This is a genomic window from Plantibacter elymi (nom. nud.) (assembly GCF_900177795.1).
GTDB lineage: Bacteria > Actinomycetota > Actinomycetes > Actinomycetales > Microbacteriaceae > Plantibacter > Plantibacter elymi.
The window spans coordinates 802,573-829,401 of the sequence record NZ_FXWJ01000001.1 but is presented as its reverse complement, the minus strand read 5'-3'; the positions used below and the strand labels follow the sequence as shown (position 1 = coordinate 829,401).

33 protein-coding genes are annotated in these 26,829 nt (G+C 70.5%); 16 read left to right on the top strand and 17 right to left on the bottom strand.

Annotated elements, in window-relative coordinates; all coding sequences use genetic code 11:
* Nucleotides 1-2: 2 nt before the first annotated feature.
* Nucleotides 3-575 carry a YdeI/OmpD-associated family protein gene (locus CCK91_RS04010; protein ID WP_086472946.1) on the bottom strand — a complete coding sequence of 191 codons (573 nt, stop codon included), beginning with the start codon at nucleotides 573-575 and terminating at the stop codon, nucleotides 3-5.
* Nucleotides 576-677: 102 nt separating this feature from the next.
* Between CCK91_RS04010 and CCK91_RS04005 the strand changes: the two genes are divergently transcribed.
* Nucleotides 678-1,640, top strand: coding sequence for a proline dehydrogenase family protein (locus tag CCK91_RS04005; RefSeq protein WP_207568177.1), 963 nt, complete (start codon nucleotides 678-680; stop codon nucleotides 1,638-1,640).
* Here the strand turns inward: CCK91_RS04005 and CCK91_RS04000 are convergent, their stop codons facing one another.
* From CCK91_RS04000 to CCK91_RS03975, 6 genes are read right to left on the bottom strand one after another with little or no spacing between them, the layout of a single operon-like run.
* Nucleotides 1,641-2,180, bottom strand: a complete 540-nt coding sequence (locus tag CCK91_RS04000) for a flavin reductase family protein (RefSeq protein WP_082916284.1) — start codon at nucleotides 2,178-2,180, stop codon at nucleotides 1,641-1,643. It abuts the gene before it with no gap.
* 59 nt (nucleotides 2,181-2,239) lie between these two features.
* On the bottom strand, nucleotides 2,240-2,662 hold the full coding sequence (locus CCK91_RS03995) for an HIT family protein (RefSeq protein ID WP_086473167.1): 423 nt from the start codon (nucleotides 2,660-2,662) through the stop codon (nucleotides 2,240-2,242).
* A 40-nt stretch (nucleotides 2,663-2,702) separates the two neighbouring features.
* The gene (locus CCK91_RS03990; RefSeq protein ID WP_086472945.1) at nucleotides 2,703-3,209 is read right to left on the bottom strand and encodes a DUF6328 family protein; all 507 of its coding nucleotides are present in this window, start codon (nucleotides 3,207-3,209) and stop codon (nucleotides 2,703-2,705) included.
* Nucleotides 3,210-3,221: 12 nt separating this feature from the next.
* Entirely contained in the window at nucleotides 3,222-3,803 is a 582-nt protein-coding gene (locus CCK91_RS03985) for an SRPBCC family protein (RefSeq protein ID WP_086472944.1), read from the bottom strand.
* A gap of 33 nt (nucleotides 3,804-3,836) precedes the next feature.
* On the bottom strand, nucleotides 3,837-5,315 hold the full coding sequence (locus CCK91_RS03980; RefSeq protein ID WP_086472943.1) for a phytoene desaturase family protein: 1,479 nt from the start codon (nucleotides 5,313-5,315) through the stop codon (nucleotides 3,837-3,839).
* Nucleotides 5,316-5,320: 5 nt separating this feature from the next.
* Nucleotides 5,321-6,319, bottom strand: coding sequence for an SDR family oxidoreductase (locus tag CCK91_RS03975; RefSeq protein ID WP_086472942.1), 999 nt, complete (start codon nucleotides 6,317-6,319; stop codon nucleotides 5,321-5,323).
* Between the two features lie 208 nt (nucleotides 6,320-6,527).
* Between CCK91_RS03975 and CCK91_RS03970 the strand changes: the two genes are divergently transcribed.
* Nucleotides 6,528-7,232, top strand: coding sequence for a GAF and ANTAR domain-containing protein (locus CCK91_RS03970; protein ID WP_086472941.1), 705 nt, complete (start codon nucleotides 6,528-6,530; stop codon nucleotides 7,230-7,232).
* Nucleotides 7,229-7,969 carry a GAF and ANTAR domain-containing protein gene (locus CCK91_RS03965; protein WP_086472940.1) on the top strand — a complete coding sequence of 247 codons (741 nt, stop codon included), beginning with the start codon at nucleotides 7,229-7,231 and terminating at the stop codon, nucleotides 7,967-7,969. Before CCK91_RS03970 ends, CCK91_RS03965 begins: the two co-directional genes overlap by 4 nt.
* 27 nt (nucleotides 7,970-7,996) lie before the next feature.
* Here CCK91_RS03965 and CCK91_RS03960 read toward each other — a convergent pair whose 3' ends face one another.
* Entirely contained in the window at nucleotides 7,997-8,659 is a 663-nt protein-coding gene (locus tag CCK91_RS03960; RefSeq protein ID WP_086472939.1) for a dihydrofolate reductase family protein, read from the bottom strand.
* A gap of 184 nt (nucleotides 8,660-8,843) precedes the next feature.
* On the opposite strand from CCK91_RS03960, the gene CCK91_RS03955 reads away from it, so the two are divergent.
* Together CCK91_RS03955 and CCK91_RS03950 are read left to right on the top strand one after the other, a co-directional pair.
* Entirely contained in the window at nucleotides 8,844-9,044 is a 201-nt protein-coding gene (locus CCK91_RS03955; RefSeq protein WP_158596586.1) for a DUF2795 domain-containing protein, read from the top strand.
* 160 nt (nucleotides 9,045-9,204) lie between these two features.
* Complete coding sequence (locus CCK91_RS03950; protein WP_086472938.1) at nucleotides 9,205-9,510, top strand: DUF7882 family protein; 306 nt, start codon at nucleotides 9,205-9,207, stop codon at nucleotides 9,508-9,510.
* 49 nt (nucleotides 9,511-9,559) lie between these two features.
* On the opposite strand, the gene CCK91_RS03945 is transcribed toward CCK91_RS03950, so the two are convergent.
* Nucleotides 9,560-9,901 carry a hypothetical protein gene (locus tag CCK91_RS03945; RefSeq protein ID WP_086472937.1) on the bottom strand — a complete coding sequence of 114 codons (342 nt, stop codon included), beginning with the start codon at nucleotides 9,899-9,901 and terminating at the stop codon, nucleotides 9,560-9,562.
* A 103-nt stretch (nucleotides 9,902-10,004) separates the two neighbouring features.
* Between CCK91_RS03945 and CCK91_RS03940 the strand changes: the two genes are divergently transcribed.
* Entirely contained in the window at nucleotides 10,005-10,205 is a 201-nt protein-coding gene (locus CCK91_RS03940; protein ID WP_085512068.1) for a hypothetical protein, read from the top strand.
* A gap of 67 nt (nucleotides 10,206-10,272) precedes the next feature.
* Here the strand turns inward: CCK91_RS03940 and CCK91_RS19590 are convergent, their stop codons facing one another.
* Nucleotides 10,273-10,440 carry a hypothetical protein gene (locus CCK91_RS19590; protein WP_165766982.1) on the bottom strand — a complete coding sequence of 56 codons (168 nt, stop codon included), beginning with the start codon at nucleotides 10,438-10,440 and terminating at the stop codon, nucleotides 10,273-10,275.
* A gap of 60 nt (nucleotides 10,441-10,500) precedes the next feature.
* Nucleotides 10,501-10,782 (bottom strand): DUF7882 family protein, encoded by a 282-nt coding sequence (locus CCK91_RS03935; RefSeq protein WP_064297054.1) that lies wholly within the window; start codon nucleotides 10,780-10,782, stop codon nucleotides 10,501-10,503.
* 251 nt (nucleotides 10,783-11,033) lie between these two features.
* On the opposite strand from CCK91_RS03935, the gene CCK91_RS03930 reads away from it, so the two are divergent.
* On the top strand, nucleotides 11,034-11,351 hold the full coding sequence (locus CCK91_RS03930; protein WP_086472936.1) for a DUF7882 family protein: 318 nt from the start codon (nucleotides 11,034-11,036) through the stop codon (nucleotides 11,349-11,351).
* Between the two features lie 22 nt (nucleotides 11,352-11,373).
* On the opposite strand, the gene CCK91_RS03925 is transcribed toward CCK91_RS03930, so the two are convergent.
* The 3 genes from CCK91_RS03925 to CCK91_RS03915 all read right to left on the bottom strand — a co-directional run bounded on the left by CCK91_RS03925 (nucleotide 11,374) and on the right by CCK91_RS03915 (nucleotide 13,622).
* Entirely contained in the window at nucleotides 11,374-11,640 is a 267-nt protein-coding gene (locus CCK91_RS03925) for a DUF7218 family protein (protein ID WP_086473166.1), read from the bottom strand.
* A gap of 102 nt (nucleotides 11,641-11,742) precedes the next feature.
* A complete protein-coding gene (locus CCK91_RS03920) occupies nucleotides 11,743-12,489 on the bottom strand; it encodes a ThuA domain-containing protein (RefSeq protein ID WP_207568176.1) in 747 nt (248 codons plus the stop codon).
* Nucleotides 12,486-13,622 (bottom strand): Gfo/Idh/MocA family protein, encoded by a 1,137-nt coding sequence (locus CCK91_RS03915; protein WP_086472935.1) that lies wholly within the window; start codon nucleotides 13,620-13,622, stop codon nucleotides 12,486-12,488. Before CCK91_RS03915 ends, CCK91_RS03920 begins: the two co-directional genes overlap by 4 nt.
* 117 nt (nucleotides 13,623-13,739) lie before the next feature.
* On the opposite strand from CCK91_RS03915, the gene CCK91_RS03910 reads away from it, so the two are divergent.
* Nucleotides 13,740-14,936: an ROK family transcriptional regulator gene (locus tag CCK91_RS03910; protein WP_165766981.1), complete on the top strand. Its 1,197-nt coding sequence runs from the start codon at nucleotides 13,740-13,742 to the stop codon at nucleotides 14,934-14,936.
* A gap of 260 nt (nucleotides 14,937-15,196) precedes the next feature.
* Here the strand turns inward: CCK91_RS03910 and CCK91_RS03905 are convergent, their stop codons facing one another.
* Complete coding sequence (locus tag CCK91_RS03905) at nucleotides 15,197-16,201, bottom strand: SDR family NAD(P)-dependent oxidoreductase (protein ID WP_086472933.1); 1,005 nt, start codon at nucleotides 16,199-16,201, stop codon at nucleotides 15,197-15,199.
* Between the two features lie 172 nt (nucleotides 16,202-16,373).
* Here CCK91_RS03905 and CCK91_RS03900 point away from each other — a divergent pair, with 172 nt between their 5' ends.
* From CCK91_RS03900 to CCK91_RS03890, 3 genes are all read left to right on the top strand, one after another.
* Nucleotides 16,374-16,931 carry a TetR/AcrR family transcriptional regulator gene (locus tag CCK91_RS03900; RefSeq protein ID WP_086472932.1) on the top strand — a complete coding sequence of 186 codons (558 nt, stop codon included), beginning with the start codon at nucleotides 16,374-16,376 and terminating at the stop codon, nucleotides 16,929-16,931.
* Nucleotides 16,932-17,056: 125 nt separating this feature from the next.
* Complete coding sequence (locus tag CCK91_RS03895; protein WP_071261734.1) at nucleotides 17,057-17,683, top strand: MSMEG_1061 family FMN-dependent PPOX-type flavoprotein; 627 nt, start codon at nucleotides 17,057-17,059, stop codon at nucleotides 17,681-17,683.
* 194 nt (nucleotides 17,684-17,877) lie between these two features.
* Nucleotides 17,878-18,822 (top strand): PDR/VanB family oxidoreductase, encoded by a 945-nt coding sequence (locus CCK91_RS03890; RefSeq protein WP_086472931.1) that lies wholly within the window; start codon nucleotides 17,878-17,880, stop codon nucleotides 18,820-18,822.
* A 150-nt stretch (nucleotides 18,823-18,972) separates the two neighbouring features.
* Here the strand turns inward: CCK91_RS03890 and CCK91_RS03885 are convergent, their stop codons facing one another.
* The gene (locus CCK91_RS03885) at nucleotides 18,973-19,806 is read right to left on the bottom strand and encodes an FAS1-like dehydratase domain-containing protein (RefSeq protein WP_207568175.1); all 834 of its coding nucleotides are present in this window, start codon (nucleotides 19,804-19,806) and stop codon (nucleotides 18,973-18,975) included.
* Nucleotides 19,807-19,815: 9 nt separating this feature from the next.
* On the bottom strand, nucleotides 19,816-21,093 hold the full coding sequence (locus CCK91_RS03880; RefSeq protein WP_086472929.1) for a CaiB/BaiF CoA transferase family protein: 1,278 nt from the start codon (nucleotides 21,091-21,093) through the stop codon (nucleotides 19,816-19,818).
* Nucleotides 21,094-21,262: 169 nt separating this feature from the next.
* Between CCK91_RS03880 and CCK91_RS03875 the strand changes: the two genes are divergently transcribed.
* The 5 genes from CCK91_RS03875 (at nucleotide 21,263) to CCK91_RS03855 (ending at nucleotide 26,773) form a co-directional block, all read left to right on the top strand.
* Nucleotides 21,263-22,273, top strand: coding sequence for a FecCD family ABC transporter permease (locus CCK91_RS03875; RefSeq protein ID WP_086472928.1), 1,011 nt, complete (start codon nucleotides 21,263-21,265; stop codon nucleotides 22,271-22,273).
* Nucleotides 22,270-23,325 (top strand): FecCD family ABC transporter permease, encoded by a 1,056-nt coding sequence (locus CCK91_RS03870; protein WP_207568174.1) that lies wholly within the window; start codon nucleotides 22,270-22,272, stop codon nucleotides 23,323-23,325. The genes CCK91_RS03875 and CCK91_RS03870 overlap by 4 nt, the downstream gene beginning before the upstream one ends.
* On the top strand, nucleotides 23,322-24,173 hold the full coding sequence (locus CCK91_RS03865; protein WP_085512078.1) for an ABC transporter ATP-binding protein: 852 nt from the start codon (nucleotides 23,322-23,324) through the stop codon (nucleotides 24,171-24,173). The genes CCK91_RS03870 and CCK91_RS03865 overlap by 4 nt, the downstream gene beginning before the upstream one ends.
* Nucleotides 24,174-24,233: 60 nt before the next feature.
* The gene (locus CCK91_RS03860) at nucleotides 24,234-25,232 is read left to right on the top strand and encodes an ABC transporter substrate-binding protein (RefSeq protein WP_086472927.1); all 999 of its coding nucleotides are present in this window, start codon (nucleotides 24,234-24,236) and stop codon (nucleotides 25,230-25,232) included.
* 176 nt (nucleotides 25,233-25,408) lie between these two features.
* Entirely contained in the window at nucleotides 25,409-26,773 is a 1,365-nt protein-coding gene (locus CCK91_RS03855; protein WP_086472926.1) for an MFS transporter, read from the top strand.
* Nucleotides 26,774-26,829: the final 56 nt, after the last annotated feature.

Here is a 26,829-nt window from a genome sequence, read left to right as displayed (position 1 = left end):
CATCAGCGGTAGTGCTGCTCGCCCTTGGCGGCCTTCTCGACCACGTCGGCGATGCGGGCGGCCCTGATCGCGGGCGTCTTGATGTTGCTGAGGCGGAAGAAGACACGGAAGCGGTCGGTGCGGCCGAGCGTCGCGAAGTACGCCGCCGCCTCGGGGTTCGCATCGAGCGCTGCCTGGAGATCGTCCGGTGCGACGGCGTCCTTCTGCCGGTACGCCACGTCCCAACGACCGTCAGCCTTGGCTCGTTCGATCTCCGCGAGCCCACCGGGACGCATCCGCCCCTCCTCGATGAGGCGGGCGACGTGCTCCCGGTTGATCTGCGACCACGGGCTGCTCTTCCGCCGCGGTGTGAACGCCTGCAGCGTGTAGTCGTCGTCGAACCGTTTGCTCTGTCCGTCGATCCATCCGTAGCAGAGGGCGACGTCGAGCGCCTCAGACCAGGTGATGCCCGACGCCTTCGAGGTCTTCTTCCGCAGCTTCAACCGAACGCCCGCGTCGCTCGGCGCACCGGCGAGGTAGGCCTCCCACTCATCGAGCGTGAGGTCCAGGATCGGTTTCTCCTCGAAGCTCGCCACGTGAGCGAGCGTAGCGCGCACGGGCGACGCGGCCCAGACCCCGGCGCAGCCCAGACCCCGGTGCCGTCCGGACCGTCACCCGGGACTGGATAGGGTCGAAGCATGCTGATGAACGACGAGACGCTGTCGCGCGCCGCCGACACCCTGCGAGCCTGGGCCCTCGACGAGGACCTCAAAGCGCGAGTCCTCGCCCACCCGGTGGCCGCCGCCGTCGCCAAGCGGGCCGCCCTGCGATACATCGCCGGCGAGGACGCGGCCTCCGCATTGCGGCTCCTCGAAGCGAACGCCGATCGTGGGCACCGCTGGAGCATCGAGCTCGTCGGTGAGTCCGTCCGCGACGCACGCGTCGCCGACGAGCAGACCGCGGAGTTCATCGACCTCGCCCGCCGGATCAGCGAATCCGACCAGACCGCGACGATCTCGCTCGACCTCTCGCACATCGGTTCCGTCGTCTCGCCCGAGCTCGGCCTGCGGAACGGCCTGTCGCTCGCGCAGGCGGCCCGGGACGCCGGAACTTCGCTCATGATCTCCGCGGAGGGCTCCGACCGCACGGACCTCGTGTTGTCGATCTACGAGCAGATCGCCGACCCGTTCCCGGAGACCGGCATCACCCTGCAGGCGAGATTGCACCGTACCCCCGCGGACCTCGACCGCGTGCTGGGTCGGCCCGGGCCGATCCGCGTCGTCAAGGGCGCCTTCCTCGAATCGGCCGAGGTGGCGTACCCCCGCGACTCCGCACCGATGACCGCGGCCTACATCAGCATGGTCACGCGACTCGTGGGGTCAGGTCACCGGGTCAACGTCGCCACCCACGACGCGAACCTCGTCGCCGCACTCGAGGGCGCGCTCGGCGACGACCTCCGGCAGCCGCACGTGGAGTTCGAGATGCTGCAGGGACTCGGCACCGAGCTGCTCGACGACCTCCGCCGCCGCGGGTTCGCGACGCGCGAGTACCTCGTCTACGGACCCGAGTGGTGGCTCTACGTCCTCAACCGGATCGCCGAGCACCCCGAGCGGGTCATCGAGGCGATCGCCGACATCGGCCCGATCGCGCTCCTCGCCTGATCAGCCCAGCGGGTCGGACTCCAGGCGGTGGAAGTTGCGGTTCTGGTAGACGAGCGCCGGCGCGTCCGTGCCGGGCGGGATGACCTCCAGCACCTCGGCGATGACGAGCATCGAGCTGCCAGCCGGGACCGTCTGCACGATCCGGCAGCGCAGCGCCGCACGGGCGCTCGGCAGGTAGGGCTCGCCGGTCGCGAGTCGCTCCCAGTGCTGTTCCGGGGTGAAGCGCGGCTCCCCCGTCTTCGCGAACGCCTTGGCGACCTCCAGGTGGTGATCGGCCAGGAGGTGGACGACGACCGTTCCCGCGCTGAGTAGTCCGCCCGCGGACCCCGTGGCCCGCGTGACCGAGAAGGACAGCATCGGCGGGTCGACGGCCACCGACGCGACCGATGACGCCGTCAGCCCGACGTCCCCTCGATCGGTCGAGGCACTGATCAGCGCGACGCCCGCCGGGTGGTCACGGAACGCCGTCTTGAACCCGTCGACGGTCGCGGCGCGGGCGAGGGCATCGGGATCAGCGGACGGCGTGGTGGGAATGGTCATGCTTCAACCGTAGAACCTCAATCGGTCTTGAGGTCAACTCAAGGGGCAGCGATCTCCGGCTACTCGAACATCTCCGCGAGGAGCTCGTGTGGGTCGCCGTCGACCCGGTGCTTCGAGCGGCCCTCGGGCCAGAACGTGACCGTGTCGTCATCCCAACACGGGACGACGTGGAGATGGAGGTGGGGGACGCTCTGCCCGGCGTCGGCACCGGACGCACTCAGCACGACGACGCCGGTCGCCCCGAGCGCCGCCCGCATCGCACGTCCCACCCGCTGAGCGAGTGCCGTCGTCGCCTGTAGGGCACGCGGGTCGGCGTCGAGCAGACCGACACTGTGCGCCCGCGGCACCACCAGGGTGTGACCGGGCGCGAGCTCCGACTCGGGCAACGGCCGGAAGGCGACCGCCTCGTCCTCGCGCTCCACCCAGATGACGTCGTCGGGCTCGTCGTCGATGATCCGGCAGAAGGTGCACGTTTCGGGCATCGTCCCATTCTCGGGGCTCACCGTGGGCACGTCGACCACCTCAGGACACGCGGTCGCGCGCACCCCGGATCAGGCGCGGGCCGACGATCCACACCAGCCCGATGACGACGACCACGGCACCACCCGCCCACAGCCCGACCGCAGGCGAAGCGACGAAGTCGAAGACGAACAGGACGATCCCCGCGAACAGCAGCGAAGCCGCCCCGAGACACACCATGAGGATCCTGCTGGACAGCCGCACCAGCTGTGGTTTCTCCAACCGTCCGAAGACGAGCCGGTGCATGATGACCGGTGCGAGCGCCAGGAGCGTCACCGTCACGGCCAGGACCACGAGGACGAGGTACAGCACGTGGTCGAATCCACTGAGCTCGGTGAACCGCGGCTGGAACGGCAGCGTCAGCAGGAAGCCCGCGAGGATCTGCGTGCCTGTCTGCAGGACGCGGAACTCCTGCAGCAGCTCCGACCAGTTGCGGTCGGAGCGCTCGTTCAGCGTCTCGTCGCGGCCGTCCCCGGGCAGGGCGTCGGCCGGATCACTTGCGGCTGGCATGACTGGACACCGTCACCGGGCGAGCTTGCGCGCGACGACCGCCACCGGCACGGCGACGACGAGGACCGACGCCACCCGCGCGAACAGGGACCTCTTCGGGAACTCGGCGCGCTTCCGATCTTCGGCCGTCGGCTCGGCCGCCTCCACGAGGTGGGTGCCGCCGGCACCACCTTCAGCGAGGTGGGCGAGTCGGCGCAGCGTCTCGACGTTGCGGATGTGCAGCCCGATGTCGAGGAGCCAGACCGGGATCAGCGCTCCAGGGCCCGTCACTGCGTGCTCATGCAGGTGGACGATGCACCCGCGTTCGTGCGGCTCGACCTCGACCGCGACGCGGGCCTCACCGAGCGGCCACCCCTTCGGCTGGATGACGAACCGGTGCGGAGCATCCCACTGGAGCACGGTCGTCTCGTCGTTCAGCACCGCCGGCCAGACACCGAAGGAGTGGTGCAGCTTCCCGCCCACGTGCGGCCACCGGTCACCGACGTCGCGCATGCGGGACGCGCCGACCACCCACGCCGGGAAGAGCCAGCCGTCGGCGAGGACGGCGAAGACACGGTCGGGCGGGCAGTCGAGGATCCGAGTGGTGTGGGACACGGTGGTGTTCCTTTCGCTGGAGCAGGGGCGAGGTCAGGAGGTCGGACGCGGTCGGTCGGGCGCGAGCGACGGCATGCGGTCGCGGCCGAAGACCGAGCGGAGCGCGCTGCGGGCGGCGTGCCAGCCGGCGAGACCGTGGACGCCTGGGCCGGGCGGAGTCGACGAGGAGCAGAGGAAGATCCCCGGTGCCGGCGTCCGCCACGGGTCGTTCGAGAACACGGGACGCGCGACGAGCTGCGCGAAGCTCGCGGCGCCGGCCGCGATGTCGCCGAGCACGTAGTTCGGGTTGTACCGCGCCATGTCGCGGGCGGTCATCGACGCCGACGTCAGGATCACGTCGCGGAACCCGGGCGCGAAGCGCTCGATCTGCCGGGTGATCGCCTCGGTCTGGTCGAGACCGGACCCGCTCGGCACGTGCGTGTACGCCCAGAGGACCTGGGCGTCACCAGGAGCGCGACCAGGATCGCCGACGTCGGGCTGCGAGACGAGGACGTAGGGCGACTCGCTGTGCCGACCGCGGGCGACGTCGCGCTCGGCGGCGGCGATCTCCGGGCGGGTGCCGCCGAGGTGGAGCGTGCCGGCCCGGGCCAGTTCCGGGTTTGTCCACGGGACGGGGCCCGAGAGCGCGAAATCGACCTTGGCCACGCCGTCGCCGTACCGGAACCGGGAGAGACGACGGAGGTACGCGTCAGGCAGTCGGCTGCCCGCGATCTCGGCGAGCGCCTTCGGCGTCGTGTCGAACAGGACGGCGCGGGCGGACGGCAGCTCGTCGATGGAGCGCACCTCGGTTCCGGTGACGATCTCACCGCCGTGGGCCAGCAGGTCGGCCGCGAGCGCGTCGACGATCGCCTGGCTGCCACCGACGGGGATGGGCCAACCGCGGGCGTGCGCATACGCGCCGAGCGACAGGGCGGCGGCCGAGGTGGACAGGCTCGGCATCGGGCGGATGGAGTGGGCGGCGACACCGCTGAGCATCGCCGGAGCGGTCTCCTCACGGAACCGGAGGTTCCAGGCAGGACTGCCCTGCTCGAGCGCGCGGAGGCCGAAGCGCGCGACCGTGACCGGGTGGCGCGGCACCTGCAGGAGCTTGCCACCGGTGAACTGCGAGACGCGGTCGGCGTCGGCGGCGAGCGGTCCCATGAGCGAGCGCCAGGCCTCGCCGTCGCGTCCGAGGGCGTCGGCGGTGCGGTCGATGTCGCGGTAGGCGATCCCGGCCCGGCCACCGTCGAGCGGGTGGGCGTAGGAGATCTCCGGCACGACGAGGTCGATGCGGCGCTCGAGGCCGAAGGATCGGAAGAACCCGGAGGCGAGCGCCATCGGGTGGACTGCGGAGCAGATGTCGTGGTGGAAGCCGGGCAGCGTCAGCTCGGCGGTCCTGGCACCACCACCGATCGTGTCGCCCCGCTCGACCACCTGCACGTGCAGGCCGGCCCTGGCGAGGGTCACCGCGGCAGCGAGCCCGTTGGGGCCCGCACCGACGACCACCGCGTCGAACTGCTCGCGCCGCGCCATCGTGCTCAGCGCCGCTTCGCCGCGCCGGCCACCAGGGCGACACCCGCTGCGAGGGTGCCGGCGGCGGTCGCGTACACGGCCCGGCGGTGGCGGATCGCCCAGGTCTGCGGGCTCCACGAGTGGGCCTTGTCGCTGAACACGCCACGGGCGCCGTGGTCACCGGGGGCCGGCGTGTAGACGTTGTCGGGCATCCTCGGGTCGTGCTTGTCCGGTGCGAGCTGCCCGGAGTACCCGGTCCTGGCGAGGAACCAGTCGAGGAAACCGCCGGCGAAGCGGTCGCCGAGGATCGTGCCGACGGTGGACTCCCCCACCCAGGTGCGGCGCCTCGGTCGGTCTGCGACGTCGGCGATGGCGGTCGCACCGACCTCGGGCTGGTAGATCGGCGGCACCGGCTGCGGGTGCTCGGGCAGCTGCGACTTCACCCAGCTGAACTGGATGGTGTTGAGCGCCGGCATGTCCACGGTCGAGAGCTTGACGTTGCTGCCGTCGTGGAGGAGCTCGGCCGTCACCGACTCCGTGAACCCGCGAGCACCGAACTTCGACCCGCAGTAGGCGGCCTGCAGCGGGATGCCGCGGTGGGCGAGGGCGGAACCGACCTGGATCACGTGCCCACGGTCACGCGGCGTCATTCGTGAGAGGGCGGCGCGGGTGCCGTTGACGAAGCCGAAGAAGTTGACGGCGACCGCGCGCTCGAAGTCCGCCGGTTCGGTCGTGAGGAAGTCCCCGAAGACGCCGACCATGGCGCAGTTCACCCACAGCTCGATCGGTCCGAGTTCCGCCTCGACCCGGTCCGCCGCCTGCTCGACGGCCTCCCGGTCGGCGACGTCCGTCGGCACCGCGAGAGCGCGACGCCCGGCCTGCTCGACCTCGGCGACGGTGGCCGCGAGTCCGTCCTCACCGCGCGCCAGGACCGCGACGTCCCAGCCCCGGGCGGCGAGTTCACGGACGGTCGCACGACCGAGCCCTGCGGTTCCGCCGGTGACGACGGCGACCCCGCGGCTCATCGCGCCGACCGATCGGTTGCTGCGGACCGGTGGGCGGAGGGGCGCGGAGGGGTTGTCGTCGTCAGAGGCATGACGCCACGGTAGGCGACGGCACCCGGTCGGTGCCTCCCCTTGCTTTCCCAGGCAGGACGGATCACCACCCGGCGATCGCGGCCGGATGGCCGTACGATGAGCGGAGACCACCCTCAAGCCCGGAAGGAATGCGGACATGAGCGACACCTTCGCCATCGTGTACAGCGCACTCGACCGGGTCGACGAGGACGACCAGCTGGTTGAGCCGATCCTGCGACTCATGCCCCTCAGCGGCGTCTCGATCGCGACACTCGGCGACACCCTGAGCCCCGAGACGATCGCCGCGAGCGACGAGCAGATCGCATTGATCGACGAACTGCAGTTCGACCTCTCCGAGGGGCCCTGTTGGGACGCCGTCGGCAGTGGCCGCCCGGTGCTCGAGGAGGCCGTCAAGCGGAACGGCTACGACTCCTGGCCGTCGTTCACCGAGGCGATCCGCGAACACGCGGTCGGCTCCATCTTCGCCTTCCCGCTCCGCGTCGGACCGCTCCAGGTGGGCGCGGTCGAGCTGTACGACACCGACGAGCGCACGTTGGACGCGCAAGCGGTCGAGGACATGATGTCCCTCACCCGCCCGCTCAGCCGGTACGTGCTCCGACGCACCCTGGAACTCGCGAGCCTCCCCGACACGGCGCAGCTGAAGCCCCACGCCCGACGCCGGATCCATCAGGCGACCGGGTTCGTGATCGCGCAACTCGGCCTCACCCCCGACGACGCCCACCTGCTCATCCAGGCGCAGGCCTTCGCCCAGAACCGCTCGATGTCGGACGTCGCCGAGGACATCCTCGAACGCCGCACCGGGTACGTGTTGCACGACGACTCGATCGAAGACGAGCGATGAGCGCGCGCGGCGACGACGGGACCGGGTCCGATCTCCGTCATTCGACCGCCCTGCTCGACGTGTTCGCCACGCTCGCCGACACCCTCGTGGACGAGTACGACGTCGTCGACCTGCTCCAGGTCCTGGTCGACGCCACCGTGGACCTCCTCGACGTCCAGGCCTCCGGCATCCTCCTTGCGGACCCGCACGGCGACCTCGAACTGATCGCGTCGACGAGCGAGTCCGGGAAGCTCGTCGAACTCATCCAGCTGAGCGCGGACGAAGGCCCCTGCATCGACAGCTTCCGTGAGGCGACGCCGGTGTCGATCCCCGAGATCGCCGCGGTCGCAGCCGACTGGCCGAGATTCGCCGAGGTCGCGGCGACCGCGGGATTCCGGTCGGCTCATGCCTTCCCGCTGCGACTCCGCCGGACCACCATCGGCACCCTCAACCTGTTCCGCACGACACCGGAAGCCCTCGACCGGTTCGAGTCGCGAGCCGCCCAGGCCATGGCCGACGTCGCGACCATCGGGATCCTGCACGAGCGGACCCTCCGCGAGAGTGACGCGACCCGCGAGCAGCTGGAGTCCGCGCTGCAGTCCAGGGTCGTCATCGAGCAGGCGAAGGGCGTCGTCGCCTACACCGCCGCGATCTCGGTTGAAGAGGCCTTCGAGCGCATCCGGAAGCACGCTCGCGGCGGACGTCGTGCCCTGGCCGACGTCGCCCGCGACATCGTGGAGCGACGCCTCGAGCTCTGAGGCCCGGTCACCGGCCCCGATCGATTTTCACTGCGGCTTCCGCGCGAACACGTAGTGCACGACGCCACTCGGTGATGCGGTCACCTCGACCGTGAACCGCTCCTCGAGGCCTTCGAGCCCGTCCCAGAGCCGCACCCCACGACCGAGCAGGATCGGGACGACGACCACGTGGAGATGGTCGACGAGGTCGGCCTCGAGGAACTGGCGGACCGTCGTCGGTCCTCCACCGAGACGGATGTCGAGTCCGTCGGCCAGCGACGTCGCGAACGACAACGCGTCGACGGCTGACAGGTCGCGGAAGAGGAACGTCGTCTCACCGACCACCAGGTCCGGGCGTTCATGGTGGGTCAGCACGACGACCGGCGTGTGGAACGGCGGTTCCTCGCCCCACCATCCCCGCCAACTCTCGTCCTCCCACGGTCCGAGCTGCGGACCGAACTTGCGCCGGCCCATGATCTCGACGCCGATGCGGTCACCGGTGGCCGCTGCGAACGCGTCGTCGACCCCACGCGTTCCGGCGCCGACCGCCTCGTCCTCGTGCCCGCTCATCGAGACGAAGGTGCGGGTCGGGAAGAACCACTGCATGAGTCGGTGCTGGGCGTGGCCGAACGGGGTCTCGAAGGACTGGCCCTCGCCCGTGGCGAACCCGTCGAGCGAGACGGCGAGATTGTGGACCCGGAGCTTCGTCATGGGCACACGCTAGTCCGGACGTCCGGGCCCCGTCGAGTAGCAGCTCGACGACGGAAAGGCAAGAGCGCGCCGAACGGCCGAACGGGAACGACACTCGAAGGAGGGCACGGCGGTCTGACGACCGGTCGACGCAGCCGGCCCGCCTGACATCGGGTGCCACGACGCGCCCAGAGAGGAGATGCTCGTGTTCACCGAGCTCGACGAATTCCTACGCGGCATGGAGTACCCCTGCCGCCCCAGCGACCTGACGCGTGAGGCCCGCCGCGACCTGCTCCCGACCCACCTGGTCGAGGCGCTCCGCTCACTCCCCGAGCGCAGCTACACCAGCCGCTGGGACGTCCTGCACCGCACCTCGATCGCGGAGGCGCTGCCGATCAGCGTCTGAGCGATCGCGCACCACCACTGAGCGGCACCGGCATCGCGCCGGTGCCGCTTCGGCGTGTCAGGTCCGGCGACTCGCGCCGGTTCGCAACCCCCTCGGGCATCGTGGCACTTCCGCAGGACCGGGCCTACGGTGGAAACCGGAGAGTGGAGCAGGAGAACCCATGGGCAAGATGATCTACGACGCCGACGTGTCGGTGACCTTCGACGACCGCGTCCTCGCCCACCTGCAACAGGTCATCGGCGCGAAGTTGCGTCGCGGCGAAGCGTTCTACTTCGGGTGGAAGGACGACCCTCGGTCAGGCGACGGCCGGACGACGATCTGGCTGCACCCGGCGATGTCTCTTCGGTTCAAGTACGCGGGCAGCGTCCCGGTCGAACTCAATCGCGCCTGGCTCGATGCGCTCGCGGTCAGCGCCGACTCGAACCAGGGCCTCGTCCTCGTGCCGGAGCCGGGGCCGCGCATCTGAACCTCGCGGTCTCGCGAACCTCGCGGCGTGACCACGGCCCGAACTGCACTCACATCGAGCGTTCGTCGAACTCCAGATCGTCGACGTCGGTGAGTTCGGTCGCCCACTCCGGCCGGGCCGGCTGGAGTGCTGCGGTCCGCCGTTCGAGCTCGGCGATGATCTCGTCGTCGAAGGGCTCCTTCGAGGCGTTCTCCACGGGGGTCGAGAACAGCTGGCTCGCGGGTCCGACGAGGAGGTGGGCGTACCCGAGGCTGCCGCCGTCGGAGATGGTCGGCACCACCGCGATGTCGGACTCGCCGGTCTGGGCGAGGGCGCGCGCATACCGGAGGAGCGCCTTGCAGGTCTGGTCGGCCATCAGCAGGTACCCGCCGGCGTAGTGCAACTTCCTCATACGACCATTCTGGGAACCGAAGCGGTCGGGCCGTCAGACCTTGCATCCGCAACCCGGAGGGTATACCGGGAGGCACCGGGTGCCCGTGCGCTATCGTCTGGGCATGACCGACAGCGACCAGACTCCCAACACGCACGACGAGAACCGGCACGACCAGCTGACGACCGCGCCGAACGCGACCGAAGCCGACGCGGCTCCCCGCATCGACGTCACCGACCAGGGTGACGGCGTCACCCGCATCGACATCCGCGACGACGCGGCGGTGCGCCCGGGCGCGGACCCCGAGGACACCGAGCAGGGCTGAGCCCCGCCCGCTGCACGACGAAGCGCCACCGACCCGAGGGTCGGCGGCGCTTCCGCGTGTGATGGACTCAGCGAGCGTCGGGGTCCTCCAACGGCGCCGTGTCCGGCTGCTCGAGCACGTCCGGCTCGTCCGCCGTGTCCTCATCCGTCGACTCGTCCGGGATCTCGGTGGGCGGCGTGCCGACCACCATGTCCGGGTCGGTACCCAATGCGTCTGCTCCGGTGAAGTCGCTCATGTCGCTCCTGCTTCCTGTGGTGGTGGTTTCGATGTGGTGCTGGTGTCGGTCTGCTGCTGGTCAGGCGACCACGACGTGCAATCCGCCCGTGATCTCGATCTCCTCGAGCATCTCGGCTGCCATGCGCTCGTCGATCGGCGGCTCGAACTCCGCGTCGAACGCGAAGACGATCGGCTGCTCGGGCGACACGGTGACCGGCTCGGACGATTGGAAGCGCCCGCGGTGGAGCTGCAGTCGGAACGACCGTTCGCCGAGCATGCGCGTGAGGATCACGCGTTCCAGTTGGGCGAGCGTCTGGTCGTCGACCTGTGAGCGGAGCGCACCGAGGCGGAGGAATCCCATCGTCAGCCCCTTTCTCAGGTGTGCCACGCTAGCGCGCAGAGACGGGGGCGCCAGGGCCATTGCGCGGATGGCTCGGGCAGCGGACAATGCGCGTCGGCGAACAGTCACCGCGTTGTGGATAATCGGGCGCGCGCCAAGAATGTCTCGTATCCTGAGAGAGCGCTTCACCGGCCCGGACCCCGTCGGGATGCGCACAGCAGTCGGCCCTTCGCGTCGTCGGCCATCGCAGGGGTCGGAAGTCGAGGGATCCCATGGGACAACTGGTCTACGGCACCGGCGATGCACGCGTTCGGCTCGACGATCGAACGCTCGCCCATGTCAAGACGATCGCGCTCATGAAGCTGCGACGGAACGAGTCGTTCGCGCTCACGATCCGGCAGGACTCCACCACCGACGGACGCACGACGCTCTGGCTGCACCCGGCGATCGCCCTGCAGTTCTCCTTCGACTCCGACGAGGTCGGCGAGATGGACCGCGCACTGCTCGAAGGCTTCATGCACGAGGCGAACACCGGCGAGGTCGTCATCCACGCGACGACCGGCGACGACGCGACCGCCGAGGCGAAGTAGCGCGGGCGATCGCGCCGCCTGTTCAGCTGTCGCGGAGCATCGCGATGAGTTCGCTCTTCCGATTGCCGGAGTAGCCGGTCAGGCCGATCTCCTTTGCGCGCTCACGGAGCTGCGCGACCGTCCAGTCCTCGTAGGACCCGGCCTCGCCGCCCTTCTCCCCGATCGTCGAGCGCCCCTCCTTCGCGGCGGCGTTCGAGATCCGAGCAGCCTTGCCCTTCGACGCGCCGTCGTCACGGAGCTTCTCGTAGAGCTCGGGATCCTTCAGTGACGGGTTCTGCTTCCCGGGCATGTCGTCCTCCCTCATCGTCCGGTGGTCGGCCGATCGGCCTGCCACCAGCCTCTCGCTGCCCGACGGATCGGTGGAGGGGCTGGTGTCAGGGACACGGACGCGCTAGTTCAGGAACCAGTCCCGTGGGTGCTGGTCCGCGGTCGGCGGCGTGCGCTCGATCGTCGGGCGCGCCCACTCGGCCGCGTTCGCCAGCACTCGACGGATGTCGGGGTGGTGGTAGACCGGGTACTCCTGGTCGCCGGGCGAGAAGTAGAACACGCGCCCGCGTCCGCGGTGGTAGGCGACACCTGACCGGAAGACCTCGCCACCGGCGAAGGTGGAGAGGAACACCTCCTCGTCAGGACGCGGGATGTCGAACTGCTCGCCGTACATCTCCTGGCGGTCGATGACGATGGGGTGCGGGACACCCTGCGCGATCGGGTGGTCCGGGAGCACCGTCCAGACGAGCTCTCGCTCGCCGTCGTTCCGCCACTTGAGGGCGCAGCTCGTGCCCATCAGCCGCTGGAAGACCCGCGAGTAGTGCCCGGAGTGCAGCACGACGATGCCCATGCCGGCGTGGACGTGGCGTACGACCCGCTCGACGACCTCGTCGGAGACCTGGTCGTGGGCGATGTGCCCCCACCAGAAGAGGACGTCGGTGTTCGCGAGGACCTCCTCGGTGAGACCGTGCTCGGGATCCTGAAGGGTCGCGGTCGAGACGGACACGGCGTCGCCGAGCGACTCCTCGAGGCCCGCCGCGATCACGGCGTGGATGCCGTCGGGGTAGTGGCCGAGCACAACGGCGTCGCCGCGGGACTCGTGGACGAACTCGTTCCAGACGCGGATGCGGATCGGTGTCGTGGTGCTCATGCGGGGACCTCCAGTTCGTGCCCGGCGGCGGCCGAGGCGTAGGCGGCGTCGATGACGCGGCTGCGGTGCAGCGCGTACTCGCCGTGGTGACCGGCGAACCGGAGCTCACCGCCGGCGGTCTCACCCGCGCGGATGGTGTCGAGGAACTCCGCGATGACCGACTGGTGGTGGCCGGCCGGGACCTGGACCGCGGGACGTTCGATCGTCGGCGCACCGGCGACGTCGCGGTAGATCGTGACCGTTCCCTCGGTGTTGTAGTTGTCGACGTGGAGGCGGACGCCACCCTCCGAGCCGAGGAGCTCGACCGAGATGTCCTCGTGGGCCTTCGAGTAGGACGCCCACGACGCCTCGAGGTGCAGGCTGCCGCCGTCTTCGAACCGCAGGAGGGCGGACGCGAAGTCCTCGACGTCGAAGGCGTGCGTGGACCGGCTCGAGACCGGACCACCGCCGGAGGAGCCACCGCGCCCGGCGCGGCCGAGCTCGTTGTACGCGACGGCCGAGACGTGCGTCACGCGGGGCTCGCCGAGGAGCGACAGCGCGATGTCGAGCACGTGGGAACCGAGGTCGATAAGCGGCCCTCCACCGGCCGCGGCCTTGTTCGTGAACCAGGAGTCGATGCCGGGCACGCCCTGACGGCGGAGCCAGGAGGCGCGCGAGTGGTAGACGCGACCGATCGGCTCCTCGGTGAGGTAGCGCGCCAGGTAAGCGACGTCGGCACGACGGCGGTGGTTGTACGCGACCTCGAGGACGCGGTCGGCGGCGGTCGCGGCCTCCACCATCTCGGCGGCGAGGTCGGCGGTCGTGGCGAGCGGCTTCTCGCAGAAGACGTGCTTGCCGCTGCGGAGCGCGGCCACGGCGATCGGGTGGTGCAGGGCGTTCGGCACGCCGATCGAGACGATGTCGAGGTCGTCGCGGGCGACGAGGTCCTCCCAGTCGGCGTAGGTCTCGGGGACCCCACGGCTCTCGGCCAGCTCGGCGAGGCGCGCCGGTTCCTGGCCGGACAGGGCGACGACGGTGGCACCGGGGAGCGCGGTGAAGGCGTCCAGGTGCGTGGTCCCGGCGAATCCGAGGCCGATGACGCCGACCCGGAGGTCCGAAGCGTCTGATGATGTCGGGGCGGTACTGGTGCTCATGCTCGGACGGTTCCTTTCGGGGTGCGGAGCCGAGCACTGTCGTGACCGGCGGTGGTCGACCTTCGCCACTAAATATAGCGGCCATATCTAGTAATGCAACCCTGCTACAGTCACCCCATGGCGGAACCGGGAATCGAGACGGGCAGGGCGAGCGTCGAACTCGTCGCCGCCTACGCCTTCGACCACGGTGCGTTCACGGCGAGCGACGTCATGGACGGGACCGGCCTGACCCGCGCCACCGTGCTGAACGCCTGCGACGCCCTCGCCGACCGCGGCTGGATCCGGGAGCTCGACGACGCACGGGCCGCCGGCGACTACCGGCGGGGACGACCCGCCAGGCGCTACGAACTCGCCGCGGACACCGCGTTCGTGGTCGGACTCGACGTGGGGCAGCACCGGGTCGCGGCACTCGTCGCGACGCTCCGCGGTGAGGTCGTCGGCCGAGCCGAACGCCCCATCGTGGGTGGGGACGAAGACCCAGACCTCCGCCTCGCGACCGCACGGACCGTCGTCGAGGAGGCGACCGCGCAGGCCGGCGCGACCCCGGGACAGGTGCTCGTGACCGCCGTCGGCGTCCCGGCACCGGTGGACGCGCACGGCCGCTCCCCGCGGGGCGATCACGACTACTGGGCCCGGATGAACCCCGATTTCGCGAGCCGCCTCGACCCCTGGGGCGACGTCGTGCTCGAGAACGACGCCAACCTCGCGGCCACGGCCGAGCGCGCCCTCGGAGAAGTGGCGCGCGAGTCCATCGCCGTCCTCCTGGCCGAGGCGAGCTTCGGCGCGGGACTCATCGTGGACGGCGTGCTGCTGCACGGCGGGGCCGGCGGCGCAGGCGAACTCCGTGTGCTCGGCATGGTCGAGGGTGTCGGTTCGCCGGAGGGCCTCGACGGTGCGGCACGGTCGTGGCTGGAGGAGGATCAGCGATCCGGCGCCGTGCCGGCGGCCTCCCCCCTCGCCCGGATGCCGATCGGCGCGCTCGACGTCGGCCGCATCATCGACGCCGCAGCCTCGGGCGACGCCTATGCCGGCAGGCTCGTCGAACGTCTCGGGGAGCGCCTCGGGCGGGTGTGCGTCCTGCTCGGCAGCCTGCTCGACGTGGACGAGGTCGTCGTCGCCGGCGGCGTGGCCCGCGTCGCCTCCCCCGTCATCGCCGCGGCGCAGACCTGGCTCGACGAGGGGACCTACGCCCCGACGCCGATCGTGCGGGCGTCGCGACTCGGCGCGGACGTCGTCGCCCTCGGTGCGATCACCCGGGCCGTCGCGACGATCCGCTCCCAGCCGTGGCGCTTCGCCGCCGCGATCCCGCGCTGAGCAGCCGGCACACGGCGCAGGGCGGCCCGGACACAGCGCAGGGCCCCACCTTCCGCCAAGATCGGTGGGGCCCTGTGAGCGGTGTCACCGCGGTGCGAACGATCGTTCCGGCCGTACTCGTTCAGACCGTTCGCAGGGGACGGGCGACGCAGAGCGGCCCGTGTGCTTCAAGATTCGCAGCAGAAACGCGTTCATCCCTCCCCGAACGGTCGTTAAGAACCGCTGTTCTTACCGATTGCTGAAGTTCTGCGCCTCGCCGACTACTGCACCGACCATCCGCCGTCGGACGGCAGGATGACGCCGTTGATGTTCACGCCGTCGTCGCTCAGCAGGAAGGTGATGGACGCCGCGAGCTGCTCCGCGGTCGCGATCGTCGGGATCGCCGCCTGGAACGGTCCGAGCCGCGCCGAACCCGCCTCGGAGACGTTCGGCGGGAAGGGGATGCCCGTCGCGACGCCGCCCGGAGCGACCGCGTTGACCCGGACACCGTGCGGTCCGTACATGAAGGCGGCGCTCTTGGTCATGCCGACGACCGCGTGCTTCGAGGTCGTGTAGGCGTTCCCCGAGGCGTTGCCGCGAAGCCCGGCCTCGGACGCGATGTTGACGACCGAACCGGATCCGGCCGCGACCATCGACGGCAGGACCGCGCGGGTCAGCTTGAAGGCGCCGGTGACGTTCACGCCCATCACCCGTTCCCAGGTCGCGTCGGAGGTCTCGTGGAGCGGGGAGAAGTCGTCGTTGATGCCGGCGACGTTGGCGAGCGCGTCGATCCGTTCCCCCGCCGCGGCGACGATCGCGTCGATGTCGTCCTGCTTCGTGATGTCGCCGGCGACCGTGACGAGGTCGGCGTCCGGCAGGCTCGAGGCGAGATCGGCGAGCTTGTCCTCGAAGAGGTCCACGGCCACGACCCGGCCGCCCTCGCGTGCGACGCGGGAAGCCGTGGCGCGGCCGATGCCGGAAGCGGCACCGGTGACGATCACGGTCTTGCCGGTGAACCGACCGACGGTGATGCGCTCCTGCCACCCCTGAGGCGCTTCGTCGACGGGTGCGACGCCGTCGTTCGCGGCGAGCACGAGCTCGTCGATGAGCGACTGGGGCAGCTTGCCCTGACTCAGGGCGACGAGCTGCTGGAGTGGGAGGCCCGAGATGGGGGCGAGCTGCGACTCCTCGGTGCCCAGCTGGGTGAGGAGGCCGCGGATGAGCGGACCGCCGGTGGGGTCGCCGAGCCACGCGGCGATCGGGGTGTTGGCGGTGAGGGCGCTCATGGGGTTCCTTCGGTCTCGGGAGGGCGATGAGCGGCGGGATCATATGGACCTCGATCCATACCGGACATCATTGTCCGGTACACGTTACGCCGTCCATGGCACGGCCGCCAGCCCTCACGGTCGGCTCCCAGCCGGGTGCTCCGGACCGGTCGCGCGGCGTTACGCTACCGGGATGTCGTCCACGCCCCCGAAGCCGAACCGCGGCCCGAGCGCAGGCCCTGAGAACCGCCGTGCGCTCGTCGCCGCGGCGCGTCAGGTGTTCGCCGCGGACGGCTTCAGCGCTCCCCTCAGCGCGGTCGCGAGGCGGGCAGGCGTCGGACAGGGCAGCCTGTACCGGCACTTCCCCGACCGACTCTCCCTCGCCCTCGCGGTGCTCGACGAGAACGTCGGCGAGCTGGAGGAGCACGCCGGGCGACCCGATGCGACCCTCGACACCCTGCTCGACGTCGTGATCGACCAGGCCCTCGTCACCTCGCCCTTCGTCGAGGCGATCCTCGGCGAGGGCGACGACCCACGCGTGATCGCGCTCGGCACCCGCCTCGACCGCCTCGCGCACGCCCTGCATGCCAAGGAACTGGCTGCGCACCGCATCGCCGACCACGTCGAGCCCGACGACATCCTCATGGCGATCTCGATGGTGGGAGCGACCCTCACCCGCATCCCCGATTCCCATCGAGCCGACACCGCGGCGCGCGCGAAGGCGATGTTCCGCCGCTCGTTCGGCCGATGAACCGGGGCGGGACGATCGACGCGGCTGGGTCGGTGGCACAGGACACACGCGAACCGTGTGCCGACAGCCCATTGAGGCGCGCGTGGGACGACCGTAGGGTCGGAGGGACAGAGAAGGGGTGCGCCATGCAGGCCAGCGCGTTCGCGTCGATCGACGTCGACACCATCCGTCGGTCCCTCGGCGAACCGGATCCCGCGGCGACGGCCAAGATCATGGACGAGCTCGACGAGAACTGCCTCGCCTTCCTCGCCCACTCGCCGTTCTGCACCATCGCGACGTCCGACGCCGACGGCCGGTGCGACAACTCGCCGCGCGGGGACTACCCGGGGTTCGTCCGGGCCCTCGACACCCGCACACTCGTGATCCCGGAGCGCCTCGGCAACCGGCTGGCCGACTCCCTCCAGAACATCGTCCAGAACGGCCACATCGGCATGCTGTGCTTCGTCCCCGGCATGAGCGAGACCCTCCGGATCAACGGCACGGCCACCGTCACCGACGACCCGGCCCTGATGGCCATGCTCGAGCAGGATCACGTGACCCCGCAGCTCGCGATCGTCGTGCGCACCGAGGAGGTCTACCTGCACTGCGGGCGGGCACTCCTCCGCGGCGGGCTGTGGGACGCCGAGATGCAGGAGCTCGCGGCCGAGGTGCCGAGTGCGGGCCGGATCTGGGCGAGCATGTCCGGGCTGAGCACCGAGGTCGGCGACGCCATCGACGAGGCGGTCGCCGTCGGGAACCAGAGCCTGTACTGATGGCTGGAAGCGAAGAGCCTGTACTGATGACTGGAAGCATGAGGGATTCCTGATGCGCAATCGCGCGGGCATGACCGGTCCTGATCTCCAGATCGGCGATGCTATCGATATGAGGGATTCCTGATGCGCAATCGCGCGGGCATGACCGGTCCTGATCTCCAGATCGGCGATGCTATCGATATGAGGGATTCCTGATGCGCAATCGCGCGGGCATGACCCCGCTCATCGTTCAGGAGATCGTGCGCGAGACGCCGACGATCGTCAGCGTCGTGCTCGCCGATCCGGAAGGTCGCCGGCTCCCGCCGTGGGACCCCGGAGCGCACATCGACCTGCAGCTCATCACCCGCCACGAACGGCAGTACTCCCTCTGCGGTGATCCGGCGGACGAGTTCCGGTATCGGATCGCCGTCCTGCGGGAGGAGCACTCGCGGGGCGCCTCGCACTACATCCACAACTTCCTCAAGGTCGGTCGGAAGGTGTTCATCCGGCCGCCGCGGAACCTGTTCCCGCTCTCGGACGCGAAGCGGCACCTGCTCCTCGCCGCCGGCATCGGGATCACGCCGCTGCTCTCGATGGCGCGGCGGTTGGCCGCGGGCGACGCCGACTGGACCCTCGTCTACGCGGTACGCACGCGGGAGGACATCGCGTTCGCGCCGGAGCTCGAAGCGCTGGGCGACCACGTGCGGATCCATGTCAGCGCGGAGAGCGGCCGACTCGACCTGGCCGGCCTCCTCGCGGGACTCGAGCCGGGCACCGACGTGTCGGCCTGCGGGCCGCGCGGGTTCACGGACGCCCTCACGAACCTGGCCGGGACACTGCCCGCGGACTGCCGGTTGCACCTCGAGCGGTTCGAGCCGAAGCCCCGCTCCTACCTGCCGAACACGGCGTTCACCGTCGAGTGCGCCAGGTCGGAGCGGACCGTCGAGGTTCCCGCCGGGCAGACGATGCTGCAGGCGATGCAGGCCGCGCGGGTCGGTGTCGCCGGGTCGTGCATGCGCGGCGTCTGCGGCTCCTGTGCCGTGCAGGTGGTGGACGGGACGCCGGAGCATCGCGACTCCCTGACGACCGACGACGCGTCGATGATCATGTACCCGTGTGTGTCGCGGTCGCTGACGTCGACGCTCGTGATCGACGCGTAGGCGGCATGACAGCGATCCCGGTTCCTGAGCATCCCATCCCGGTCCCTGGGCACCCCACCCCGGTCCCTGAGCCTGTCGAAGGGCGACGTATCCCCGTGGGCACTTCGACACTTCGACAGGCTCAGTGACCAGGAGGAAGTACCCCGCCGGTCAGGGACGCCAGGTGGCGTCGGCGGAGGCCAGGATCGTGCCGTCGGCGGCACGCACGACGACCGAGGTGCCCTCCGCGCCGTCCGTCCCCGCGATGCGGAACGCCGTGTCGACGAGCACCGGCGCCGTCGCCCGGAAACGGACCGACGCGAGCCGACGACCACCGGCGTTCGCGGTGAGGGCGTCGAGCACCAGGATACGGGTGAGCGGGCCGTGCACGAGGAGGTCATCGAGCCCCTCGACCTCACGCGCCCACTGCCGGTCGTAGTGGATGCGGTGCGTGTTGCCCGTCACGGCCGAGAAGCGGAACAGCTGGCGGGAGTCGAGCGACCGGGTCACGGTCCAGTCGGCTCCGGCATCGGGATCGACCGCGTCCTCGGCGGCCACCTCGGGCGCCGCCGTCCTCGGGGAGGGCACCGCGGGCTGCGCCTCGAGGAACACGTCGTGCCAGGTGCTGCGGACGGCGACCTCGCCGTCGACGAGGTACTCACGCACGAGGTCGGCGAAGACGAGCCGGCCGGCCCGCCCCTGCTTCTCGACGAGCGAACCGAGGCTCGTGCGCTGCGTTACCGCGTCGCCGTAGCGGAGCGGCGCCAGGAACTCCGTGTCCTCCCCCGCGTACATGCGGCGCGGGAGGTCGATGACCGGCAGCACGCCGTCCTCCGCGGGCGAGCCGTCCTCGCGGAGCTGCGCGAACGGCGTCTCGAACGGGAAGCGGACGCCCTCCCAGCCGGCGGGGAGCTCCTCACCCAGGACCGGTTCCGGTGCCGCGATCGCGAACGTGCTGCGGTACCAGGAGGCGGGACGGAGATCGAGCTGTTCCGTCCGCTCCACGGCTCCCACTCAGATCACCCCGTCGGAACGCAACGCCGCGATGCGGTCGGCGTCATACCCGGCGAGCGCCGTGAGCACGTCGTCCGCGTGTTCGCCCATGTGGTTCGCCGGACGGTCGGTGGTCGCAGGGGTCGCGCTCAGTTTGATGGGCTGGCCGAAGGAGCGGAGGGTGCCGAAGGAGCCGTAGTCGGTCTCGACGACCATGTCGCGTTCGGCGGTCCCGGGGTCGTCGACGACCTCGCCGATGGTCTTGACGGCGGTGAGCGGGACGACGTCGCCGGCCAGTTCCTCGAGCTCGGCGCGGGTGCGGTCCGCGAACCAGGAGACGACGAGCGGCTTCACGCGTCGGGCGTAGACCTCCTCGTCGAAACGCTTGCGCATGGTGTCGATCTCGGGATCGGCGATCGCCTCGGGCGTGCCGAACAGCTCGCAGCTCGCCTTCCAGAGCTTGTCGGTGTATGCGCCGAAGAACACCTGGCCGTCGGCGCAGGGGAACAACTCGTAGGGCCGGACCCAGGCGTGTTCGTTGCCGGAGGGCGAGGCGACGGTCCCGTCGACCGTGTAGTCGACGACGGCGGTCTCGGTCATCGCGATGATGCTGTCGACCTGGGCGACGTCGACGAGCTGCCCCACGCCGGTGCGCTCGGCGTGACGGAGGGCGGCGAGGGTTCCGATGACGCCGAACATCGTCGCGGAGAGGTCGCCGATCGTGACGCCGACGCGCACGGGCGGCTGGTCCGCATAGCCGTTCATGGACCAGAGCCCACCGGCGGCCTGGGCCGTGTTGTCGAACGCCGGACGGCGGCTCCGCGAACCCGTCTGTCCGTAGCCGGAGATCGCGGTGTACACGAGCTTCGGGTTGATGGTGGCGAGCGCCTCGTACGGCAGGCCGAGCTTGGCCATCGTCCCCGGGCGGAAGTTCTCGACGAGGATGTCGGCGCTCGCGACGAGGTCGCGCAGCACCTCCTTGCCCGCGTCGCTTGCGAGGTCGAGCGCCAGGCCGAACTTGCCGCGGTTGTACTGGCCGTAGTAGCCGCTGAACTCCTCGTCGCCGTCGCGCAGGTAGGGCGGGAAGCCCCGGGAGACGTCGGGGTCGTTCGGGTTCTCGATCTTGATGACGGTGGCGCCGAGGTCGGCGAGCATCGACGCGGCGTAGGGGCCGGCGAGGACGCGGGAGAGGTCGAGGACCACGACGCCCTCGAGCGAGCCGGGCGGGACGGCGAGTCGTTCCGTGGCCGCGAGGACCGCTTCGGTGTCGGCTCCGGTCGACGGCTGGTGCTCGGTCATGCGTGTCCTCCTGATCGCCGTACTCCGTACCGGTCAACGGTATCGGGCGGTGGAGGCCTCACCCATGTGCGAACCCCACACCTCCCGAGCCGTTCCATGGATCGCCCGTCTGTCACCGACGATGACGGGTGTGCATCGCGACCGGGATAGGTGAGGCTAGGCTTACTTTATGCGCAGCGCGACCCTCCTCCGATCGAGACGCGCGCTCGCCGTCGGCACGCTGGCCGCCGCGCTCCTCGTCATCGCCCTCGCGAGTCTGATGCTCGGCAGCAACCTCATCAGTCCCGTGGCCGTCCTCACCGCCCTGTTCGACCCCGCCCAGGACACCGGCGCCGTCGTCTGGGGGTCGCGGGTGCCGCGCACGGTGCTCGGCGTCCTCGTCGGCGTCTGCCTCGGGATCGCCGGTGCCGTCATGCAGGGGCAGACCCGCAACCCGCTCGCCGACCCCGGCCTGTTCGGCGTCTCCGCCGGTGCGAGTCTCGCGGTCGTCGTCGGGGTCTACGTGCTCGGCACGAGCTCGGTGGTCACCACCCTCTGGCTCGCCCTGCTCGGCGCCACCGTCGCCAGTGTCGTCGTGTTCTCCGTCGCCGCCCTCGGTCGCGGGCTGTCGAGTCCCGTCCCGCTCGCGATCGCCGGCACCGCCGTCTCGGCCCTCCTCGTCGCCCTGACCTCGTACCTCGTCCTGTCCGACGAGACGACGCTCGCCGCCTATCGCATCTGGGTGGTCGGTTCGCTGTCCGGTCGATCGCTCACGGGCGTCGATGCGGCCCTCGTCTTCGCCGGGCTCGGCCTCGTGTTCGCGGTCGCCAACATCCGCTCGCTGAACGCCCTGGCACTCGGGACCGAACTCGCGAACGGCCTCGGCGAGAACCTCATCCGCGCGCGCCTCGTGGGACTCGCCGCGATCACCCTGCTCACGGCCGCCGCCGTCGCCCTGACCGGCCCGATCGCCTTCGTCGGACTCACCGCCCCGCACATCGCCCGCACCCTCGTGGGCGGGCATCACGGCTGGCTGCTCCCCGCCTCGGGACTCGTCGGCGGGAGCGTGCTGCTCGCGTGCGACGTGATCGGTCGGCTCATCGGTGGCACCGCCGAGGTGCCCGTGGGCGTCGTCCTCACCGTCGCAGGTGGCGTCGCCTTCATCGCCATCGTGCGCCGCGGACGGATGGCGGAGCTGTGAGCGCCGTGCGGGAGGGCAGCCGCTTCTTCGGCCGTCTGTGGCGAGGACGGGTCGTGGGCGTCACGATCGCCTGCCTCGTCGTCGCGCTGGCGTTCGCGCTCCTCGGGATCGTCGCCGGTTCGTCCTCCCTGACGATCCCCGACGTGATCACCACCCTGCTCGGCGGCGGAACGGGCGGTCAGGAACTCATCGTGTTCGAGCTCCGCCTGCCCCGGGTCGTCGGCGGTCTCCTCGTCGGCGCGTCCCTCGGGCTCGCCGGCGCGCTCACCCAGACGTTCGCCCGCAACCCGCTCGCCACCCCGGACATCCTCGGTGTCACCTCGGGTGCCGCGCTCGGGGCCGTGGCCGCGATCGTCCTCGTCGGCGGCAGCTACTCGGTCGGTGCCGGCGCACTCAGTCTCGGCCTGCCCGCCATGGCCGCGATCGGCGCGCTCGTCACCTCGGCCGCCGTCTACGCGCTGTCCTGGCGCGGCGGGGTCGACAGCTTCCGCCTCATCCTCATCGGCATCGGTGCCACCGCGACGCTCGGCGGCATCACGAGCTACCTCATCGCCCGGGCGCAGATCACCGAGGCTGCAGCGGCGGCGCAGTGGCTCGTCGGCAGTCTCTCGGGCATCTCCTGGTCGAGCGTGTGGCCGGTGCTCGTCGCGCTGGTGATCCTGACGCCGATCGCGGTCCTGCAGACGAGCAGCCTCGACATCAGCCAGCTCGGCGACGAGTTGTCGACCGGCCTCGGCGTCGCGGTCCAGCGGCATCGGATCGTCGTCATCGCGTGCGCGGTCCTGCTCGTCGCCGCAGCCGTGTCCGCGGCAGGGCCGATCGAGTTCGTCGCCTTCGTCGCACCGCAGATCGCCCGCCGCCTCGCCCGCACCGGTCGCCCGCCGCTGCTCGCCTCCGCGCTGCTCGGCGCCGTCATCGTGACGGGCGGCGACGCACTCGTCCGCGGTGTCCTGCCGGGCGAGATCCCGGTGGGCATCATCACCGCGATCATCGGTGCGCCCTATCTCATCTGGTTGCTGACGCGCCGCAAGGAACGGGAGACCTCCGCATGACCGACCCCGCCACGACCCCCTCGCTCGTGAAGGAACGCCCGACGCCCGCCCTCGAGGCTCGGGGCGTCTCCCTGGCCTACGACCAGACAGTGGTCTTCGAGGGGCTCGACCTCCGCATCGAGACGGGCGAGGTCACGACCCTCATCGGCGCCAACGGTTGCGGCAAGTCGACCCTGCTGAAGGCGTTCGGTCGCCTGCTCACCCCGACCGCCGGCACGGTCGAACTCGACGGTCGCGGTGTGCGCTCGATCCCGACCCGCGAGGTCGCGCGCCGCCTGGCGATCCTGCCGCAGAAGCCGCTGACGCCGTCGGCGACGACCGTCCGCGACCTCGTCTCTCGAGGGCGACACCCGCACCAGAGCCTCCTCAAGCCCTGGACGCCCGCCGACACGATCGCCGTCGACGAAGCGCTCGCCGCCACCGGTCTCGAGACCCTCGCCGACCGCGACACGGCCTCCCTGTCGGGCGGCCAGCTACAGCGGGCCTGGATCGCCCTGGTCCTCGCGCAGCGGGCCCCCACGATCCTGCTCGACGAGCCGACGACCTTCCTCGACCTCAGCCACCAGCTCGACGTCCTCCGACTCGTGCGGTCGATCAACCGCGAGCGCGGCGCGACGGTCGTCATGGTCCTGCACGACCTCACCCTCGCCGGCCGGTACTCCGACCGACTCGTCGTCGTGGGTGGCGGCCGGGTCATCGCCGACGGCACGCCCTGGGAGGTCCTCACCCCGGCCGTCCTCCGCGAGGCGTTCGACCTCGACGCGATCGTCATCCCCGACCCGAGCAGCGGTTCGCCGCTCATCGTGCCCGTCGACCCCGACGACGCGATCGCCCTCGACGCGGAGTGATCCGGGCGATCGGGCATTCCGATATCGTTTCGTGACTTAGGTTCGGCTACCCTAAGTATCATGACGATCTCTTCACGCCTCCGCCGCGCCGCACTCGTACTCGTGCCGGCGCTCGCCCTGGTCGGCCTCGCCGGCTGCTCCCCCACCGCCGCATCCGACGCCGACTCCAGCGGCGCCTGGAGCTACACCGACGACACCGGCACCACGGTCAAGCTCGACGAGCAGCCGAAGCGCGTCGCGAGCTTCGCCGACTACGCGCTCGGCCTGCACGGCAACGGCATCGACCCCGTCGCGGTCTTCGGTCGCGTCGACGTCGCCACCGACAAGCGCTTCGCGGACGACGACCTCGGCGACACGGCCATCGTCGGCAACAGCTACGGCGAGATCGACCTCGAGGCACTCGCGGAGGCGGCACCCGACCTCATCGTGACCGGGATCTACCCGACCGACCGCGACGGCACGCTCGACCTCAAGGGTCCGTACTACGGCGTCGCCGACGTCGAGCAGCAGGAGCAGCTGGAGAAGATCGCCCCGGTCGTCGCCATCAAGGTCGGCGGCAAGGGTGCCGACGTCATCGCCTCGCTCAACAAGCTGTCCGAGGCGCTCGGAGCCGACGAGGACACCATCGCCGCGGCGAAGGAGAAGTACGACGCCGCTGCAGCAGACCTGACCGCCGCGGCGAAGGAGACCGACCTCGAGGTCACGCAGATGTATGCGGACGCGAGCGGCATCTACGTCGTCAAGCCGCAGGACGAGCCGGAGACCGAGCTGTACAGCGAACTCGGCGTGAAGTACACGAACGCGAACCCGGACGGCTACTACTACTGGGACATCTACAGCTGGGAGAACGCGGGCCAGGCGATGACCGGTGACGTCCTGCTCGTCAACGTCGAGGGCTTCCAGCAGAGCGACCTCGAGGCGCAGGCGACCTTCGCCTCGCACCCGGCACTCGTCGCAGGTCAGATCCACTCCTGGAACACCGCCGCCCTCGACTACACGTCGCAGGCGAAGCAGATGGAGACCCTCGCCGGGATCCTCCGCGAGTCGAAGGCGCTGTAGCGAGCAGGGGTCGGGTGGGGTGGGGCGCGTCGCTCGTGCGCACCCCACCCCGTGTGCTCCCGACGCACCGGATCGGCTTCGGAGTGTGCCGACCGCACATGGGCTGAGCCTCCAGACGGCCGGTAGCCTCGTCAGGCGTCCCGGCCGTCCGGGTGCGCCCAACACGAAGGAGTGCCATGGCCATCCAGAGCGCGCGCGAGAGCGACCCTCGCGGAGCAGACACCACCACCGCAGGCCAGAGCGACATCGATCGTGACGGCCTCGACTCCCGGGTGCAGCGCCGCCGCGCCATCCTCGCCAGCTCGGTCGGCACCGTCATCGAGTGGTACGACTTCACCCTCTACGGGCTGGCCTCCGCGCTCGTGTTCGCGCCGCTGTTCTTCCCCGGCGCAGGCGACCTCGCCGGCCTGCTCGGCGCGTTCGCCGGCTTCGCGGTCGGCTTCGGCGCCCGCCCGATCGGCGGCCTGATCTTCGCCCACTACGGCGACAAGCTCGGGCGCAAACCGACGTTGCTCGTCACGCTCCTCTTCATGGGCGTCGCGACCACCTTCATCGGCATCCTCCCCACCGCCGACAGCATCGGCATCTGGGCTCCGATCCTGCTCATCGTGCTGCGCATCTTCCAGGGCATGGGCTCGGGAGCCGAGTTCGCCGGCGCGATCACGATGGCGAGCGAGTCCGCCGACGTGAAGCACCGTGCGTTCGCCGCGTCGTTCCCCGGCGCCTCCGTGTACGTGGGCATGGCGCTCGCGACCACCGTCTTCGCCGTGGTCAGCACCCTGCCGATCGAGCAGTTCCAGAGCTGGGGCTGGCGGATCCCGTTCCTCGCGAGCGTCGTCATCGTCGCGTTCGCGCTGTACTTCCGGTTGCGGGTCAAGGAGACGAAGGCCTTCGAGAGCGCGGAGGAGCGCGGCGCGGTCACCTCGGCACCGCTGGTCGGCGCCATCCGCTCGCACTGGCGGGTGATCCTCTGCGGCATGGGGCTCTTCGCGTTCGCACTGCCGTGGGTGTACGTCGTGCAGGTGTTCTCACTGTCGTACGTCACGGGCACCCTGAGCGTGAACCCGACGGAGGCGCTCATCGGCCTCATCATCGCCGAGGTCCTGACCATCCCGACGGCGCTGCTGTTCGGTCGACTCGCCGACCGCATCGGCCGCAAGCCGGTCCTCATGGGCGCCGCGATCTTCGGGGTGCTCTACGCGTTCCCGATGTTCCTGCTCTACAACACCGAGCAGTCGACCCTCGTCGCCCTGGGCCTCATCCTCGGGTTGGCCGTCATCCAGGGGGCCACCATCGGCACCTCGGGTGCACTGCTCGCCGAGATCTTCCCGACCTCGATGCGCTGGAGCGGCATCGCACTCTCGCGGGAGATCCCGGCCGCCCTCGTCGGCGGGACGGTCCCGCTCGTCGCGACCGCGCTCGTCGCCGCGAGCGGTGGCGCACCGTGGTTGGTGGCGGCGTACCTGCTGGTGCTCAGCGCGATCGGCATCGTCGGGATCGCGTTCCTCCCGGAGACCCTGCCGCGCAAGCAGCGCGGCTGAGGCGTCCTCGGTCCCTGCCCTTCGACAGGCTCAGGATCCGCCCGAAGGGCGACGTC